The organism is Caballeronia grimmiae (assembly GCF_000698555.1).
Classification (GTDB): Bacteria; Pseudomonadota; Gammaproteobacteria; order Burkholderiales; family Burkholderiaceae; genus Caballeronia; species Caballeronia grimmiae.
In genome coordinates this window covers 46,298-61,949 of the sequence record NZ_JFHE01000022.1, presented here as the reverse complement: position 1 = coordinate 61,949, position 15,652 = coordinate 46,298, and the positions used below count along the sequence as shown (strand labels likewise).

15 protein-coding genes are annotated in these 15,652 nt (G+C 63.8%); 7 read left to right on the top strand and 8 right to left on the bottom strand.

Annotated elements, in window-relative coordinates; genetic code table 11:
* Positions 1–58 precede the first annotated feature (58 nt).
* Positions 59–1,258 carry a M20 aminoacylase family protein gene (locus BG57_RS20340; RefSeq protein ID WP_035967552.1) on the bottom strand — a complete coding sequence of 400 codons (1,200 nt, stop codon included), beginning with the start codon at positions 1,256–1,258 and terminating at the stop codon, positions 59–61.
* Positions 1,259–1,529: 271 nt separating this feature from the next.
* Between BG57_RS20340 and gabT the strand changes: the two genes are divergently transcribed.
* Both gabT and BG57_RS20330 read left to right on the top strand, forming a co-directional pair.
* Positions 1,530–2,825 carry a 4-aminobutyrate--2-oxoglutarate transaminase gene (gene gabT, locus BG57_RS20335; RefSeq protein ID WP_035967551.1) on the top strand — a complete coding sequence of 432 codons (1,296 nt, stop codon included), beginning with the start codon at positions 1,530–1,532 and terminating at the stop codon, positions 2,823–2,825.
* Between the two features lie 14 nt (positions 2,826–2,839).
* The gene (locus tag BG57_RS20330; RefSeq protein ID WP_035967549.1) at positions 2,840–4,300 is read left to right on the top strand and encodes an NAD-dependent succinate-semialdehyde dehydrogenase; all 1,461 of its coding nucleotides are present in this window, start codon (positions 2,840–2,842) and stop codon (positions 4,298–4,300) included.
* A 13-nt stretch (positions 4,301–4,313) separates the two neighbouring features.
* On the opposite strand, the gene BG57_RS20325 is transcribed toward BG57_RS20330, so the two are convergent.
* On the bottom strand, positions 4,314–4,943 hold the full coding sequence (locus tag BG57_RS20325) for a hypothetical protein (RefSeq protein WP_229754090.1): 630 nt from the start codon (positions 4,941–4,943) through the stop codon (positions 4,314–4,316).
* Positions 4,944–5,194: 251 nt separating this feature from the next.
* Here BG57_RS20325 and BG57_RS20320 point away from each other — a divergent pair, with 251 nt between their 5' ends.
* Positions 5,195–6,370, top strand: coding sequence for a metallophosphoesterase (locus tag BG57_RS20320; RefSeq protein WP_035967547.1), 1,176 nt, complete (start codon positions 5,195–5,197; stop codon positions 6,368–6,370).
* 234 nt (positions 6,371–6,604) lie between these two features.
* Here BG57_RS20320 and msrB read toward each other — a convergent pair whose 3' ends face one another.
* Genes msrB through BG57_RS20305 form a run of 3 tightly spaced genes read right to left on the bottom strand, consistent with a single transcriptional unit; the run spans position 6,605 to position 8,844 of the window.
* Positions 6,605–7,111 (bottom strand): peptide-methionine (R)-S-oxide reductase MsrB, encoded by a 507-nt coding sequence (msrB, locus tag BG57_RS20315; protein ID WP_081850952.1) that lies wholly within the window; start codon positions 7,109–7,111, stop codon positions 6,605–6,607.
* Positions 7,112–7,159: 48 nt separating this feature from the next.
* The gene (locus tag BG57_RS20310) at positions 7,160–7,921 is read right to left on the bottom strand and encodes an ABC transporter permease (RefSeq protein ID WP_035967545.1); all 762 of its coding nucleotides are present in this window, start codon (positions 7,919–7,921) and stop codon (positions 7,160–7,162) included.
* Entirely contained in the window at positions 7,918–8,844 is a 927-nt protein-coding gene (locus BG57_RS20305; RefSeq protein WP_035967543.1) for an ABC transporter ATP-binding protein, read from the bottom strand. Before BG57_RS20305 ends, BG57_RS20310 begins: the two co-directional genes overlap by 4 nt.
* A gap of 118 nt (positions 8,845–8,962) precedes the next feature.
* On the opposite strand from BG57_RS20305, the gene BG57_RS20300 reads away from it, so the two are divergent.
* Together BG57_RS20300 and BG57_RS20295 are read left to right on the top strand one after the other, a co-directional pair.
* Complete coding sequence (locus tag BG57_RS20300; RefSeq protein WP_035967539.1) at positions 8,963–9,442, top strand: 2,4'-dihydroxyacetophenone dioxygenase family protein; 480 nt, start codon at positions 8,963–8,965, stop codon at positions 9,440–9,442.
* 94 nt (positions 9,443–9,536) lie between these two features.
* Positions 9,537–10,388 carry a 3-hydroxybutyryl-CoA dehydrogenase gene (locus BG57_RS20295; RefSeq protein ID WP_035967538.1) on the top strand — a complete coding sequence of 284 codons (852 nt, stop codon included), beginning with the start codon at positions 9,537–9,539 and terminating at the stop codon, positions 10,386–10,388.
* 13 nt (positions 10,389–10,401) lie between these two features.
* Here BG57_RS20295 and BG57_RS20290 read toward each other — a convergent pair whose 3' ends face one another.
* The 3 genes from BG57_RS20290 to BG57_RS20280 are packed head-to-tail and all read right to left on the bottom strand — an operon-like array spanning position 10,402 to position 13,395.
* Positions 10,402–11,055: an ankyrin repeat domain-containing protein gene (locus BG57_RS20290; protein WP_035967537.1), complete on the bottom strand. Its 654-nt coding sequence runs from the start codon at positions 11,053–11,055 to the stop codon at positions 10,402–10,404.
* 10 nt (positions 11,056–11,065) lie between these two features.
* Positions 11,066–11,644 carry a c-type cytochrome gene (locus tag BG57_RS20285; protein WP_035967535.1) on the bottom strand — a complete coding sequence of 193 codons (579 nt, stop codon included), beginning with the start codon at positions 11,642–11,644 and terminating at the stop codon, positions 11,066–11,068.
* A complete protein-coding gene (locus tag BG57_RS20280) occupies positions 11,644–13,395 on the bottom strand; it encodes a pyrroloquinoline quinone-dependent dehydrogenase (protein WP_035967534.1) in 1,752 nt (583 codons plus the stop codon). The genes BG57_RS20285 and BG57_RS20280 overlap by 1 nt, the downstream gene beginning before the upstream one ends.
* A gap of 279 nt (positions 13,396–13,674) precedes the next feature.
* On the opposite strand from BG57_RS20280, the gene ydiK reads away from it, so the two are divergent.
* Positions 13,675–14,847: an AI-2E family transporter YdiK gene (ydiK, locus tag BG57_RS20275; protein ID WP_081850953.1), complete on the top strand. Its 1,173-nt coding sequence runs from the start codon at positions 13,675–13,677 to the stop codon at positions 14,845–14,847.
* A gap of 183 nt (positions 14,848–15,030) precedes the next feature.
* Positions 15,031–15,591, top strand: coding sequence for a DUF6572 domain-containing protein (locus BG57_RS20270; RefSeq protein ID WP_241482166.1), 561 nt, complete (start codon positions 15,031–15,033; stop codon positions 15,589–15,591).
* Positions 15,592–15,652: the final 61 nt, after the last annotated feature.

Genomic DNA, 15,652 nt, shown 5'->3' with positions numbered 1-15,652 from the left:
ATGCCTGGTGAGCCGGCAGCGGTTTCGCGCATCGGTGCCTGGTGAGCCGGCAGCGGTTTCACGCTGCCAGCCACCGCTCCACCAGCCGCGCCCAGTACGCCGCGCCGACTGGCAGATTCTTGTCGTTGAAGTCGTAATGCGGGTTATGGACCATGCAGCCGTCCTCACCCGCGCCGTTGCCGATGCGCAGGAACGTCCCCGGCCGCTCCTGCAGCATGAACGCGAAGTCCTCGCTGCCCATCAGCAGATCCGCGTGCGGGACGACGTTCTCCTCCCCCACCAGCTCGCGCGCCACCTGCGCCGCAAACTCCGTTTCGGCATCCGAATTGACGACGACCGGATAGCCTTCCACATACGACACCGTCGCCTTCGCGCCGTAACTCGCGGCCTGCGCTTCCACGAGTTCGCCGATGCGCCGCTTCAGCAGCTCGCGGACCTGCGGGCTGAACGAACGCACCGACAGTTCGAGCGTCGCGCGATTCGGAATGACGTTGTTGACCGTGCCCGCGTGCATCGAGCCGACCGTGACGACCGCCGGTTGCGCCGGATCGACGTTGCGCGCGACGATCGTCTGCAAGGCCATCACGATGCTCGCCGTCACGACGACCGGATCGACCGAAAGATGCGGACGCGCCGCATGCCCGCCGACGCCTTCGATCACGATCGACACCTGATCGCCCGCCGCCATGAACGGCCCCTTGCGGAACAGGAACGTGCCCGGTTGCGCACCGGGATGGTTGTGCACGCCGAAGACCGCATCGCAATGGAAGCGGTCGAACAGGCCCTCTTCGATCATCCGTTGCGCGCCGCTCGGCACGCCATGCTCTTCCGCCGGCTGGAAATACAGATGCACCGTGCCGTTGAAGCGGCGCGTGCGCGCGAGATGACGGGCAGCGCCGAGCAGCATCGTCGTATGCCCGTCGTGGCCGCACGCGTGCATCTTGCCGTGCGTTTCACTGGCGTACGGCTTGCCGGTCTGCTCGATGATCGGCAGCGCGTCCATGTCCGCGCGCAAGCCGATGCTCTTCGTCCCCTCGCCCGCCTTCAGCGTGCCGACCACGCCCGTCCCGCCGACGCCGCGCGTCACCTGCCATCCCCACTCTTCGAGCTTGCTTGCGACCAGCGCGGCGGTGCGCGTCTCTTCGTAAGACAGCTCCGGATGACGATGGATGTCGTGGCGAATGTCGCGCAGCGATGGCGCGTCGTCGGAAAGATCGGCGATTTCGGTCAAGCGGTGATGGGACGAAACAGTCGTCATGGAAAGGCCCCTGCTGAAAAAGGATGCGCGGCGCGGCGTGAAAGGCGCACATGATCCTCCACTCGCGCGCCGCTTGCCAGTTCCAGCAACCGTTCTGTGCTTTTTTCACACGTTGCCGACGCAAAAACGCCGCAAATGGCTCCCCCGCCTTTTCTGAAATGGCTCTGAGCGGCAGAGCCAAATCTGACTATAGTCGGCGTTATATCGCGGCTGCCGTCGCGATGAACCTCAAAACGAGCGCCGCGCCGATGCGGTTAAAGGAGATTTCGCCGTGAATGCCCCTCTCAAGAACGCCGATCTGCAAGCCCGCAAAAACGCCGCGACACCGCGCGGCGTGGGCGTCATGTGCGATTTCTACGCGGCACGCGCCGAGAACGCGGAACTGTGGGACGTCGAAGGCCGGCGCTTCATCGATTTCGCGGCGGGCATCGCCGTGTGCAATACGGGGCATCGGCATCCGAAGATCGTCGAGGCGATCCGCGCGCAGCTCGATTGCTTCACGCACACCGCCTATCAGATCGTGCCGTACGAATCCTACGTGTCGCTCGCCGAAAAGATCAGCGCGCGGGCGCCGGGCCGCCATCCGAAGAAAACCGCGTTCTTCACGACAGGCGCGGAAGCCGTCGAAAACGCCGTGAAGATCGCGCGCGCGGCGACCGGGCGGCCCGCCGTCATCGCGTTCACGGGCGGCTTTCACGGACGCACGCTGATGGGCATGGCGCTGACCGGCAAGGTCGCGCCGTACAAGATCGGCTTCGGGCCGTTCCCGTCGGATGTCTATCACGCGCCGTTCCCGAACCCGCTGCATGGCTTGTCCGTCGACGACTCGCTGCGCGCCATCGGCCATCTGTTCAAGGCGGACGTGGAAGCGAAGCGCGTCGCGGCGATCATCTTCGAGCCGGTGCAGGGCGAAGGCGGTTTCAATCCCGCGCCGCCGGAGTTCGTGCGCGGTCTGCGCGATATCTGCGATGAACACGGCATCCTGCTGATCGCCGACGAAGTGCAGACCGGCTTCGCGCGCACCGGCAAGCTGTTCGCGATGGAGCATTACGACGTCCAACCCGATCTGATGACGATCGCGAAGAGCCTCGCGGGCGGCATGCCGCTGTCGGGCGTCGTCGGTCGCGCGGACGTGATGGACGCCGCCGCGCCCGGCGGTCTCGGCGGCACGTATGCGGGCAATCCGCTGGCGGTGGCGGCGGCGCACGCGGTGCTCGACATCATCGACGAGGAAGCGTTGTGTGAACGCGCCGTCGCGCTTGGCGACCGGCTGAAAGCGAAGCTCGACACGCTGAAACGCGACGTGCCGCATATCGCCGATGTGCGCGGCCCCGGCGCGATGATCGCCGTCGAATTCTGCAAGCCCGGCACGCGCGAAGCCGACGCCGACTACGCGAAGCGCGTCCAGACGCGCGCGCTCGAACGCGGCCTGTTGCTGCTCGTGTGCGGCGTGTACGGCAATGTCGTGCGCTTCCTGTTCCCGCTGACGATCCAGCAGGAAGTCTTCGACGAAGCGCTGGGCATTCTCGAAGACGCGCTGCGCGACAAGATCGGCGCGGCAGCCTGAACGAAGGACACGACATGAGCCTCCACGATCAACTCAAGGACGCGGCGCTGCTGCGTCACGAAGCCTATATCGACGGCGAATGGCGGCACGCCGACGACCGCGCCACGTTGGAAGTGCGCGATCCGTCGAACGGCGAATCGCTCGGCCAGGTGCCCCGGATGGGCGCGGCCGAAACGCGCCGCGCGATCGAAGCCGCCAACGCCGCGTGGCCGGCGTGGCGCGCGAAGACGGCCAAGGAACGCGCGGCCATCATGCGCCGCTGGTACGACCTGATGATGGAACACGCCGACGATCTCGCGCTGATCCTCACGACGGAGCAAGGCAAGCCGCTCGCCGAAGCGAAAGGCGAGATCGGTTACGCGGCATCGTTCATCGAATGGTTCGCGGAAGAAGGCAAGCGCGTGGCGGGCGATACGCTCGCGACACCCGCCGCCGACAAGCGCATCGTCGTGACCAAAGAGCCGATCGGCGTTTGCGCGGCCATCACGCCGTGGAATTTCCCGGCCGCGATGATCACGCGCAAGGTCGGCCCGGCGCTCGCGGCAGGCTGTCCGATCGTCGTGAAACCGGCCGAGGCCACACCGTTCACCGCGCTCGCGCTCGCAGTGCTCGCCGAGCGCGCGGGTGTGCCGAAGGGCGTGCTGAGCATCGTCACCGGCGACCCGAAAGCGATCGGCGGCGAGATGACGAGCAACCCGATCGTGCGCAAGCTGTCGTTCACCGGATCGACGGCAATCGGGCGTCTCCTGATGGCGCAAAGCGCGCCGACGGTCAAGAAAGTGACGCTGGAACTGGGCGGCAACGCGCCCTTCATCGTGTTCGAGGACGCCGATCTCGACGCCGCCGTGCAAGGCGCGATTGCGTCGAAGTATCGCAACAGCGGGCAGACGTGCGTATGCACGAATCGCTTCTACGTCCACGAGCGCGTCTACGATGCGTTCGCACGCAAGATGTCCGACGCCGTCGCCGGGCTGAAGGTCGGGCGCGGCACGGAAAGCGGCGTTGCGCTCGGTCCGCTGATCAACGAGGCGGCGGTCAGGAAAGTCGAATCGCATATCGACGATGCGTTGGCCAAAGGCGCATCGGTGGCGGCGGGCGGCAAGCGTCATGCGCTCGGCCACGGCTTCTTCGAGCCGACCGTGCTGACCGGCGTCACGCCGGACATGCTGATCGCGAAGGAAGAGACCTTCGGGCCGCTCGCGCCGCTGTTCCGCTTCTCGACCGATGAAGAAGTCGTCCGACTCGCCAACGACACCGAATTCGGGCTCGCCGCCTACTTCTACAGCCGCGACATCGGCCGCGTGTGGCGCGTGGCGGAGGCGCTCGAGTACGGCATGGTCGGCATCAACACCGGGCTGATCTCGAACGAAGTCGCGCCGTTCGGCGGCGTCAAGCAGTCGGGACTGGGCCGCGAAGGATCGCACTACGGCATCGACGATTACCTCGTCATCAAGTATCTGTGCATCGCGGTGTGACCGTCATGTAGCGTCATTTAGCGGCATTGGCAGCGTCCGCGGGCGTGACTCTCACGGCCGCCGCCGAGACGAACACCGCGTGGACGGTATCGCCCTTCTTCAAATGCTTCGCATCGAAGTCGGGCGGATAGTCCAGCGTTTCAGTGCGCCACGGTCCGCGCAACGTGACCGTGCGCTGCTTCTTGTCGATCTTCTCGACCGTCGCGAGCACCTCGACCCGGCGCGACGACTCGAAACCGCTCACGCCGCCTGCCTCCGACGCCGGCCTGTACGTCTGCGTGTCGACGCGTTCGCGCACGCCCTTGTCGCTGCCCGCGACTTTATCGGCGGTCACGAGCAGCGCGTTCTTGTACAGCACGTCCACCTTGTCGCCGACGCGAAGCTGGTCGAAGTTCGTCACCTGCTTGTCGACGAGCACGGTGGCATCGCGATGCGGGCCGTGCAGCGTCACCATCCGGGTCGACGGATCGATACCGGTGATGGTCGCCTGAACGTGAATCGGCGGCGCGGCGGCAATGACCTGCTGCGACAATTTGTTGAGATCGTCGTTGCTCTGCGCGATGGCCGTCACGCCGAATGCAGCGATGGACGTCGAAACGAGCATCGAAACTGCGCGCCGTTTCATGCTCCTCTTCTTGTTCATGGTCACCGGCTCCTTTCGACATGTGCAGTGCCAAGCATTCAATATCACGTTGTCGCGGCGGTGAACATCGAATCGCGCTATGCATCGGGCGCGGGCTAGAGAAATGTCTAATCGATTGTGAAAGATCGTTCATCGCGATGTCATTCATATCGACTACGGCGTGAAATCAGGTGAAACGGTAGAATCAGCTGCTGGCGGAACGGTGCGGCCAAGCGCGTTGCCGCCGTCTCTTCGACCTCCACAGGGGCGCTATGCGACGTTCCGCATTCTTTCTCCGTTTCATCGGTATCGGCGTCTTGTTTCATCTCTACGTGGGTGTGCGGCTCATTCCCGCCGCGCCCGTCGGCATGCCGCTCAAGGTGCTGGCGGCGGCGCTGCTCGTCGCGTCGCTCGTGCTGATTCCGCTCGGAATGATGGCGCGCAACATCGAACCGCAGTCGCTGGCGGACCGCCTCGCGTGGTTCGGCCTGACCGCACTGGGGTTCTTCTCGTCGCTGCTTTTGCTGACTTTCGCCCGCGACCTGTTGCTTTTCGCCGTGCATCTCGTCGACTGGCTGCGCGGTGCGCCGATCGGCTCGCCCGCGCTTGTCGCCTATAGCGCGCTGGCGGTGCCGCTTCTCGCGGTGCTCTCGTCCGCGATCGGCTTCTACAACGCGCGGCGGCGCGCGCCGGTCGTCAGCGTCGACGTGCCGATCGACGGCCTGCCCGCCGCGCTCGATGGCTTCACCATCGTGCAGATCAGCGACATTCACGTCGGCCCGACGATCAAGCGGCATTACGTGGAGCGCATCGTCGCGGCGGTGAACGGACTTGCGCCCGACGTGATCGCCGTAACAGGCGATGTCGTCGACGGCGCCGTGCCGAATCTCGCCGACCACACGCGCCCGCTCGGGCAACTGAGCGCGCGCCACGGCGCGTTTCTCGTCACCGGCAATCACGAGTACTACTCGGGCGCGGACAAGTGGATCGCCGAGTTTCGGCGGCTCGGGCTCAACGTGCTGCTGAACCAGCACGTGGTGCTGGACCACGATGGCGCGCGGGCCGTGATTGCAGGCGTCACCGATTACGGCGCGGGCAGCTTCGATCCGGCGCATCAAAGCGATCCGGCCAAGGCTATCAGCGGCGCACCCGCCGACGCCACCGTGCGTGTCCTGCTCGCGCATCAGCCGCGCAGCGCGACCGCCGCCGCCGAAGCGGGCTTCACGTTGCAGCTGTCGGGGCATACGCACGGCGGCCAGTTCCTGCCGTGGAATTTCTTCGTGCGCCTGCAGCAGCCGTTCGTCGCGGGACTCGTGAAATTCAAGGGGCTCTGGGTGTACACGAGCCGAGGAACGGGCTATTGGGGACCGCCGAAACGGCTCGGTGCGCCTTCGGAAATCACGCGCGTGCGGCTGGTTACGCCAGCGGTGCAGGACGTCAGAGGATGATGAGCGGATGATGAGCAGATGACTGCTGCAGGAGGAAGTGGACGCGCGCCGCATGACGCGCGTCCTGCGCTTGGGGTAAAAGCGCGACGTTCGACCACGGGAATGAACGAACGCCCTTCATCGACAAGCGGGAATCCCGTCGACGAAGCACCCACAAGTTAAAGAATCAGGGCCGCAGCGACCACTAGAAAACTCTGAAAAATTAGCTGCTTCCGGTCAGCCCTATTGACTTGATCAGGTCTGCTGAAACAGCAGCGCCGCGCCATTGATGCAGTATCGCAAGCCGGTTGGCTTCGGGCCGTCGTCGAAGACATGGCCCAGATGACCGCCGCAGCGCCGGCAGTGCACTTCGTTCGCGTGGGTGACGGCCGACTCGCTCGCATCCGTGGCGACGGCGCCATCGAGCGGCTTCCAGAAACTCGGCCAGCCGGTGCGGCTGTCGAACTTCGCTTCGGACGAAAAAAGCGGCAGGCCGCATCCCGCGCACGCGAAGCGGCCATCGCGCCGTTCATGCAGAAGCGGACTGGCGAACGGCGGCTCGGTCGCGCCACGCCGGAGCACGCGATACTGCTCGCTCGACAGCCTTCTGCGCCACTGCGCCTGAGTGTGTCCGATCTCGTACGACGTATCCGGACCCGTGCGCACCGCCGCCGCACGGACATGCCACGGAGCGACTCCGCTCGCGAACGTGGCGGCCATCGCGCCGAGAAAACTGCGCTTCGTGCGTCTCATGACTTTCATCGGATGAACGCCTCCTGTTTTCCCGCCGCGCCGGCGCTAGCCATTGCATCACGCCTTCAGCCGATACCCCGTCTTGAAGATCCACGCGACGATCGCGATAAAAACCGCGAGGAATACAAGCGTCATCGCAAGGCTTATGCCGACGTCCACATCGGCGAGGCCGTAGAAGCTCCAGCGAAAGCCGCTGATCAGGTAGACGACCGGATTGAACAGCGCGACCGTCTTCCAGAACGGCGGCAGGATGTTGATCGAGTAGAAGCTGCCGCCGAGAAACGTGAGCGGCGTGACGATCAGCAGCGGAATGATCTGCAGTTTCTCGAATCCGTCCGCCCATATCCCGATGATGAACCCAAGCAGGCTGAACGTCACTGATGTCAGCAGCAGGAACAGGATCATCCACGCCGGATGGTCGATGCGCAGCGGCACGAACAGCCGCGCGGTCGCGAGGATGATGAGGCCGAGAATGATCGACTTGGTCGCCGCCGCCCCGACATAGCTCACGACGAGTTCGAGATACGACACCGGCGCGGACAGCAGTTCGTAGATCGTGCCGGTGAATCTTGGAAAGTAGATGCCGAAAGACGCATTGGCGATGCTTTGCGTGAGCAGCGAGAGCATCACGAGGCCCGGCACGATGAACGCGCCATAGCCGATGCCGTCCACTTCCGGAATGCGCGAGCCGATGGCCGCTCCGAAGACGACGAAGTAAAGCGAAGTGGAAATGACGGGCGAGACGATGCTCTGCATCAGCGTGCGGCCGGCGCGCGCCATCTCGAAGCGGTAAATTGCGCGTACTGCGTGTAGATTCATTTGGCTTCCCTGACGAGGCTCACGAAGATGTCTTCCAGCGAGCTTTGCGTCGTTTGCAGGTCTTTGAAACGCACGCCGGCTTCATCGACATGGCGCAGCAGCGCGATGATGCGGCCCGGCTCGTCGTGTGCGTCGTACGTATAGGTGAGTTCCGCGCCATTCGCGGACAGCGTGAGCGCGTAAGGCACGAGCGCGGCGGGAATCGCCGCGAGCGGCTGTTCGAGTTGCAGCGTCAGCTTCTTCTGCCCGAGCTTGCGCATCAGTTCGGCCTTCTCTTCGACCAGCACGATCTCGCCGCGATTGATGACGCCGATGCGGTCCGCCATCTCCTCGGCTTCCTCGATGTAATGCGTCGTGAGGATGATGGTCACGCCGTTCGCCTTCAGTTCGCGCACGAGATTCCACATGTCGCGGCGCAACTCGACATCGACGCCGGCCGTGGGCTCGTCGAGAAAGAGAATCTCCGGCTCGTGCGCGAGCGCCTTCGCGATCAGCACGCGCCGCTTCATGCCGCCCGAAAGCGTCATGATCCTGTTGTCCTTCTTGCTCCACAGCGACAGCGACTTCAGCACTTTTTCGATATGCGCCGGGTCCGGCGCGCGCCCGAACAGGCCACGACTGAACGAGACGGTCGCCCAGACGGTTTCGAAGGCGTCGGTCGTCAATTCCTGCGGCACGAGGCCGATCATCGCGCGGGCGGGGCGATAGTCGGTGACGATATCGTGACCCGCGACGGTGATCGTGCCCTGGCTCGCGCGCACGATGCCGCAGACGGTGGAGATCAGGGTCGTCTTGCCTGCCCCGTTCGGGCCGAGCAGCGCGAAAATTTCGCCGCGGCGAATCTCCAGATTAACGTCCTTAAGCGCGGAAAAGCCCGACGCGTAGGTCTTGTAAAGGTTTGATATAGCGATGATGTTCGGCATGGCGTGGACGATAGCAGATAGCGCGCCAATCGGCTGGAATGGAAGGGGTCGTCCGAATGGCCGATGTTCGCGTCCCGCGCGGCTGCATAAAATGAGCGGTCAGACATAAGGAGCCGCCATGTTGTTCGAACAGATTCAGACCGCGTGCATCAACGACGCGGACCTGCCCTGGATACCCTTCACGCCTTATAGCGAGCGGGTGCTCGTCAAATACTTCAAGCTCGATCCGATTCGCGGCGAAACCATCGCGCTGCTGAAGGCGCCTGCGAAAGGCCAGATGCCGCGTCATCGGCACACGGGCACGGTCATCGTTTATACGGTCGAGGGGCGATGGAAGTATCGCGAGCACGAGTGGATCGCGGAGAAAGGAAGCATCGTGTACGAGACGGCCGGCTCGGCGCATACGCCTGAAGCCGTCGCGCCGCTCGACGGGCCGGGCGATATCGTCACGCTCAACATCATTCAGGGCGAACTCGTTTTCACCGATGAAAACGGCCGCGCGCTCGCCACTGAAGACTGGCGCAGCGGCTGGAACCGATACGCGGACTACTGCCGCGCGCATGGCCTGACGCCGCGCGACCTGACGGCGTTCGGGTAGCGCGCGGTTCGCCCAATGCCGCCCGCAACACGGCAGGCGTTGCTTGCTGCGTAAAATCAGGCGTCGCATTCAATCAACGAACAGGAGCAGGTCAATGAGCATTCAGACTGTCGGTATCGTCGGGGCGGGAACGATGGGCAACGGCATTGCGCAGGTCGCAGCCGTCGCGGGGCTGAAGGTCGTGATGATCGATGTCACCGACGCCGCGCTCGAAAAAGGCATCGCCACGCTGACGAACAGCCTCGCGCGGCTCGTCTCGAAGGACAAGCTCGATGCCGCCCTGCGCGACGCTGCCATCGCGCGCATCGAGACATCGACCGATTACGCGCGTCTTGCCGAAGCCGATATCGTCATCGAAGCCGCGACCGAGAATACCGAGCTGAAGCAGCGCATCCTGAAGCAGATCGAAGCCGCCGCGCGGCCCGATGCGATCATCGCGACGAATACTTCGTCCATCTCGATCACCGCGCTCGGCGCGACGCTCGCCGAGCCGGGGCGCTTCATCGGCATGCACTTCTTCAATCCGGTGCCGCTCCTGCCGCTCGTCGAAGTGATCCGCGGCGTGCGCACCAGCGACGAAACCGCGGCGACCGTGCGCGCGCTGACCGAGACGCTCGATAAGTCGCCGATCGGCGTGCGCAATTCGCCGGGTTTCGTGGTCAACCGCATTCTCGTGCCGATGATCAACGAAGCGTTCTTCGTGCTCTACGAGGGCATCGCGACGGCCGAAGAGATCGACGCGGGCATGAAGCTCGGCGCGAATCATCCGATTGGCCCGCTCGCGCTGGCGGATCTGATCGGCCTGGACGTGTGCCTTTCGGTGATGGACGTGCTGTATCGGGACTTCGCGGACTCGAAGTATCGCGCGTGCCCGATGCTGCGGGAGTACGTCGCGGCCGGGCGGCTCGGGCGCAAGACGCGGCAAGGCGTGTATCGCTACGAGTGAACGGCGAAGGCGGTCAGGGATTCGGCAGCAGCGTAGCGACGTGCTCCGAATGCGTCTGCTGCGCTATATCGCGCGCCGTCATGCCGCGGTCGTCGCGCAACGCGGGGTTCGCGCCGCGAGCGAGGAGCATGGATGCGGTCTGCGCCTGGTCGTAGCCCGCCGCCCACATCAGCGCCGTCAGATGGTTGCGATAGACGGCGTTCACATCGACGCCCGCATCGAGCAGACGTTGCACGATCGCTGTATGGCCGCGCCCCGCCGCGTATTCCATCGCGGTCTTGCCGATGCGGTCCGTCGCGGCGACATCGGCGTGACGCGCGAGCAGCAGTGCGGCGATTTCATCGTTGCCGTCGAACGCAGCGGCCATCAGGGGCGTAATGCCCTGCACGTCGGCCTGATTCACGTTGGCGCCGCGCTCGATCAGCATGCGCGCCATCGGCGTAAGGCCTTTCTTGCATGCGCTGATGAGCGGCGTATCGCCGATGCGGTTGCGCGAGTCGATCGACGCGCCTTCGTCGAGCAACTGCGCGACCGCGTTCTGATCGCCGCTGCGGGCGGCCGCGAGCAGGCGCTCGTTGCGCACGTAGGCATCGTCGTCGGCGAAAGCGGGCGTGAGCGTCGTCGCCATGACGAGCGCAAGAAGGGCGATGAGCGAAACGCGTTTCATCGACGGACCGCTACTGCAAATTGGCGATGTAGTTCGCCAGATTTTCGATGTCCGCGTCGGTCAGCGTCTTCGTCACGCTCGTCATGTTGCCAGCGTCGTTGGTGCGGTTCTTCGCGCGGAAATCCTGCAACTGCTTGACGATGTACGTGTACTGCTGCCCCGCCACGCGCGGCATCTCGTTCTGCCCCGTGAAGCCGCCGAGATGGCACATCGTGCAGAGCAGTTCCTCCGATTTCTTGCGGCCGGCGTCGACTTTCACCGCGTCGGCCTTGAAGTCGGTCGCGACGAGTTTCTGCGAGGCGAAGTAATCGGCGAGATCGTGCATGTCATCGGGCGAGAGATTCGCGGCCATCGGCGACATGCGTGGATCGCTGCGGCGGCCCGCCTTGAAGTCGCGCAACTGAAGATACAGATAGCGCGCGGTCTGTCCCGCAAGCGACGGATATTCGCCGGTCGTCGAATTGCCCGTGAGCCCGTGACACGCCGAGCAGACGGCGGCCTTCGTCGCCCCGGCTTGCGCATCCGCAAACGCGACCGACGGCAGCCACAGCGCCGCGCAGCACGCCCACATCACGCGCAGGCTCCGCATCACGGCAGCGCAAACACGAGCACGCTATTGCCGCGCTTGTAGTCGAGTTGCGTGTTGCCGCCCGCGGCCACCGCAATGTACTGCTTGCCGTTGACCATGTACGAGACCGCCGGCGCGTTGACGCCCGCGCCGCACTGGAACTCCCACAGCTTGCGGCCGCTGGCGGCGTCGAACGCGCGAAAGAGGCCGTTGCCTTCGCCATTGAACACGAGTCCGCCCGCCGTCGCGAGCACGCCGCCGATCAATGGCTGATCCGTCTTGTAGCCCCAGGCGACTTTGCCGGTATCGACATTCACCGCAACCAGCCGGCCCCATTGCTGCTCCGACGGAATCACCTTGAACGCGCCGCCGAGCCATATCTTGCCGCCCGGATACGCGGCTTCCTCGACCTGATAGGTCATCGGCTGATGCAGATTCGCCGCGTACGCCATGCGCGTTTTCGGGCTGAAGGCCATCGGCGACCATTCGACGCCGCCGTTCGCGCCGGGCAGCATGCGCGCGCCGGTCGGAGTCGGCAGGGTCCACACGCCTTCCTGCGGGATCATCGCTTCCGACACGCGGATCAGATGTCCGTCGCGCCGGTCGTGCACATAGACGTAGCCGGTCTTGCCGCCGTGGATGATGCCGGGAATAGTCCGGCCGTTCTCGTCTTTCACGTCGATCAGAATCGGCGGACTGACGGCATCGAGGTCCCAGACGTCGTGCGCGATGTACTGGTAGTGCCACTTGTACTTGCCGCTGTCGAGATCGATGGCGACGAGCGAATCGGTGTACAGATTGTCGCCGGGACGAATCGCGCCATACAGATCGGGCGATGGATTGCCGACGACGAAGTACACGGTGCGCGTTGCGCGATCGACCGACGGCGCCATCCATACGCCGCCGCCGAGCGTCTTGTAGAAGTCGCCGCCCTTCTGTGCGAGCGCCTGCTTCTCCCCGGCGATGTCGCGCTTCATGTTGCGGCCGACCGCGTCGTTTTCCGCCCAGACGCCTTCGCTGCCGGTTTCGGGAATCGTATAGAACGTCCATAGCAACTGGCCGGAGGTCGCGTCGTATGCCTTGACGAAGCCGCGTATGCCGTATTCGCCGCCGTTGGTGCCGATCAGCACTTTGCCGTCGACGACCACGGGGGCCATCGTTTCGGAATAGCCTTCTTCGGGATCGGCAATCTGTGTCGACCAGACGACGTTGCCGGTTTTGGCATCCAGCGCGATCAGCTTCGCGTCGAGCGTGCCCATGAAGAGACGATCGCCGGAGATCGCTACGCCACGATTATTCGGCCCGCAACAGAAGGTCGTCACCGGTCCCATCTTGTGCTTGTAATGCCAGTATTCCTTGCCGGTGACGGCATCGATCGCATAGACGTGGTTGTAGGACGTGGTCAGGAACATCACGCCGTTGGTGACGATCGGCGCGGTTTCCATCGATTCCATCACCGCCGTCTGGAAAATGAACACCGGCTTGAGTTTCGCGACGTTCGCGGCCGTGATCTGCGAGGCCGGCGCATAGCGCATCTGACCGTACGATCCATTCGAATGCAGCCACGATGCGCGATCGTTCGCCGCGGCGTCGAGTTGCGACTGCGAGACCGCTTGTAACGCCGCGGGGATCGGCGAAGCCTGCGTGGTGTTGGCGTTCTGTATCTCGTCGGCGGCGCGCGATGCGGGCGATGCGAGCATCGTCAAAGCGCCGAAAGCGACAGGAAGAAGCGGAAGGAGCGGGGCAAGCGACGTACGGGAAAAACCGGCCATGACAGTCTCCCAAATCGTTCTTGTTGTGGGCCGGGGCATGCGTTGCCCTCTCCTGCGCCCGGAAGAAGCATAGGCAATTTAAGGGGGCATTTCCAGCGTTACCCATTGACGTGTGCGGGCGGGAACCGTCTGCAGTTTCGAGTACTATCGATCGCATGCCGTATCATGCCGCCGGTCGTTCACAAGACGCTGCTTGCCGCCGCGCGCGCTTTGGCTTATCGCTTGATACATGCGCCGCGCTTGTCGCACTCTCCGCATTCATCACGAAACACACGCGCCATGTCAACTCCACCTAACGGGCAGCCCGATTACAATCCGCGCCAGCCGATCGATATCGCCCGCATCCTGCTGCTCATCGCGATCCTGCTCGCGCTGACCATCGGCAGCTTGTATATTCTGCGGCCGTTCATTCCCGGCATCATCTGGGCGACGACGATCGTCATCGCCACGTGGCCGCTGATGCTCGCGGTGCAGCACCGCTGCGGCAACCGCCGCTGGATCGCGACGACGGTGATGCTGCTCGGACTGCTGATCGTCATCGTCCTGCCGCTTTATCAGGCCATCTCCACGCTCGCGCTGCATGCCGGCGACATCATGTCCGCGATCAAGAGCCTGCCGACTTACGCGCTGCCTCCGCCGCCGTCGTGGGTGCGCGACGTGCCGCTCGTCGGTCAGCGCGTGACGACCGAATGGCAATCGCTCTCCGATGCCGGCCCCGGCGGGCTGCTCGCGAAGCTCGAACCGTATGCGACGGTCGCCGCGCGATGGATGCTGTCGCACGCGGCCGTCGTCGGCGTGTTCGTCATTCACATGCTCATCACGCTCATCATCTCGGGCATTCTTTACAGTCGCGGCGAAGCGGCGGGAAGCTTCGTCGTGCGCTTCGCCACGCGCATCGCGGGACAGCGCGGCGCGGGGGCAATCAAGCTCGCCGGCCTGGCGATCCGCGCGGTGGCGCTCGGCATCGTCGTGACGGCGGTCACGCAGTCGGCGCTCGGCGGCATCGGACTGTTCGTTGCGGGCGTGCCGGCGGCGGGCGTCATCACCGCCGTCATGCTGATGTTGTGCCTCGCGCAGATCGGGCCGCTGCTGCCGCTGCTCGGCGGCGTCGCCTGGCTGTTCTGGCACGGCTCCCATGTGGCGGCGGCGTTGCTGCTCGTGTGGTCGCTGATGATCGCCATGCTCGACAATTTCCTGAGACCGCTCCTGATTCAGCGCGGCGTCAATTTGTCCATGCTGTTGATTCTGTCGGGCGTGCTTGGCGGCATGTTCGCATTCGGAATAGTCGGATTGTTTATAGGACCCGTGATTCTCGCCGTCACTTCCGCCATTCTGAATGCCTGGATCAACGAGCAACCGCCGACTGCGCAGACCGCTGCACTGAATAACGAAGAAAACGCGAAACCCGCGCTGGATCAAGGTCTCGCCGACGCGACGCGGCGACGCCCGTGATTATCTCAATAATGGTTTCGACAAACCGGATACCGGGATATAGGAATAGTTCTAAATCCCGAATTCGGAGTGGTACGAAAAACGTCCGTTGACCTGTTGCACACAGTGTTTCACGGTTTTCCGGAGCGGCAAAACCGTTACAATGCATTTCTTTGATACTTGCCCAATTTAGGGCGTAGGGGAATGACCATGTCTTTGCGCGACGTGGACGTCATCGATTACATCGGAATCAATATCCTGTTCAGACAAGTGTATGTCGGCATATTCGATGACCTCGACTGGCAAGACGAACAATTGCATCAGGATCTACTGACGAAGAAAATCGACCACTACACCCGATATATTCGCTCGGGTAAATTGCTGATGAATTATCCGAAAGTTCGCGGCTATGAAATCGTCGTCGAATACGTCTCGATGCAAGCGATGTCGCCTTCCGCCGTCCGGTTCTGGAAGACTCGCGAGGAACTCATTCGCGGCGCGGGTTATGGCGTACGAACCCGCGGCGTCGATGTGCGGCGCTCGCTTGGCCTGAACGTCAGCGAATGCGCGGGGGTGGCGGGAGGAACGGATGCAAGCGATCTCGTCGAGCCACCGGCACTCGAAGTGCTGGACGCCGAACCTGACACGCAGTACACCGAGGTGACCGACGTTTCGTTTTTGCCGCCGCTCGGAGGATCGCAGCGCCGGGGGCAAACCTTGCCGCTGCTCAACCGGCTGGCGATTCGCCGCACGGCGATGATGTAAGCGCGAACAACGCAAACGCATCGAGGCGATGCGACCACTACACAGCAAAGCGGCGAGCCCA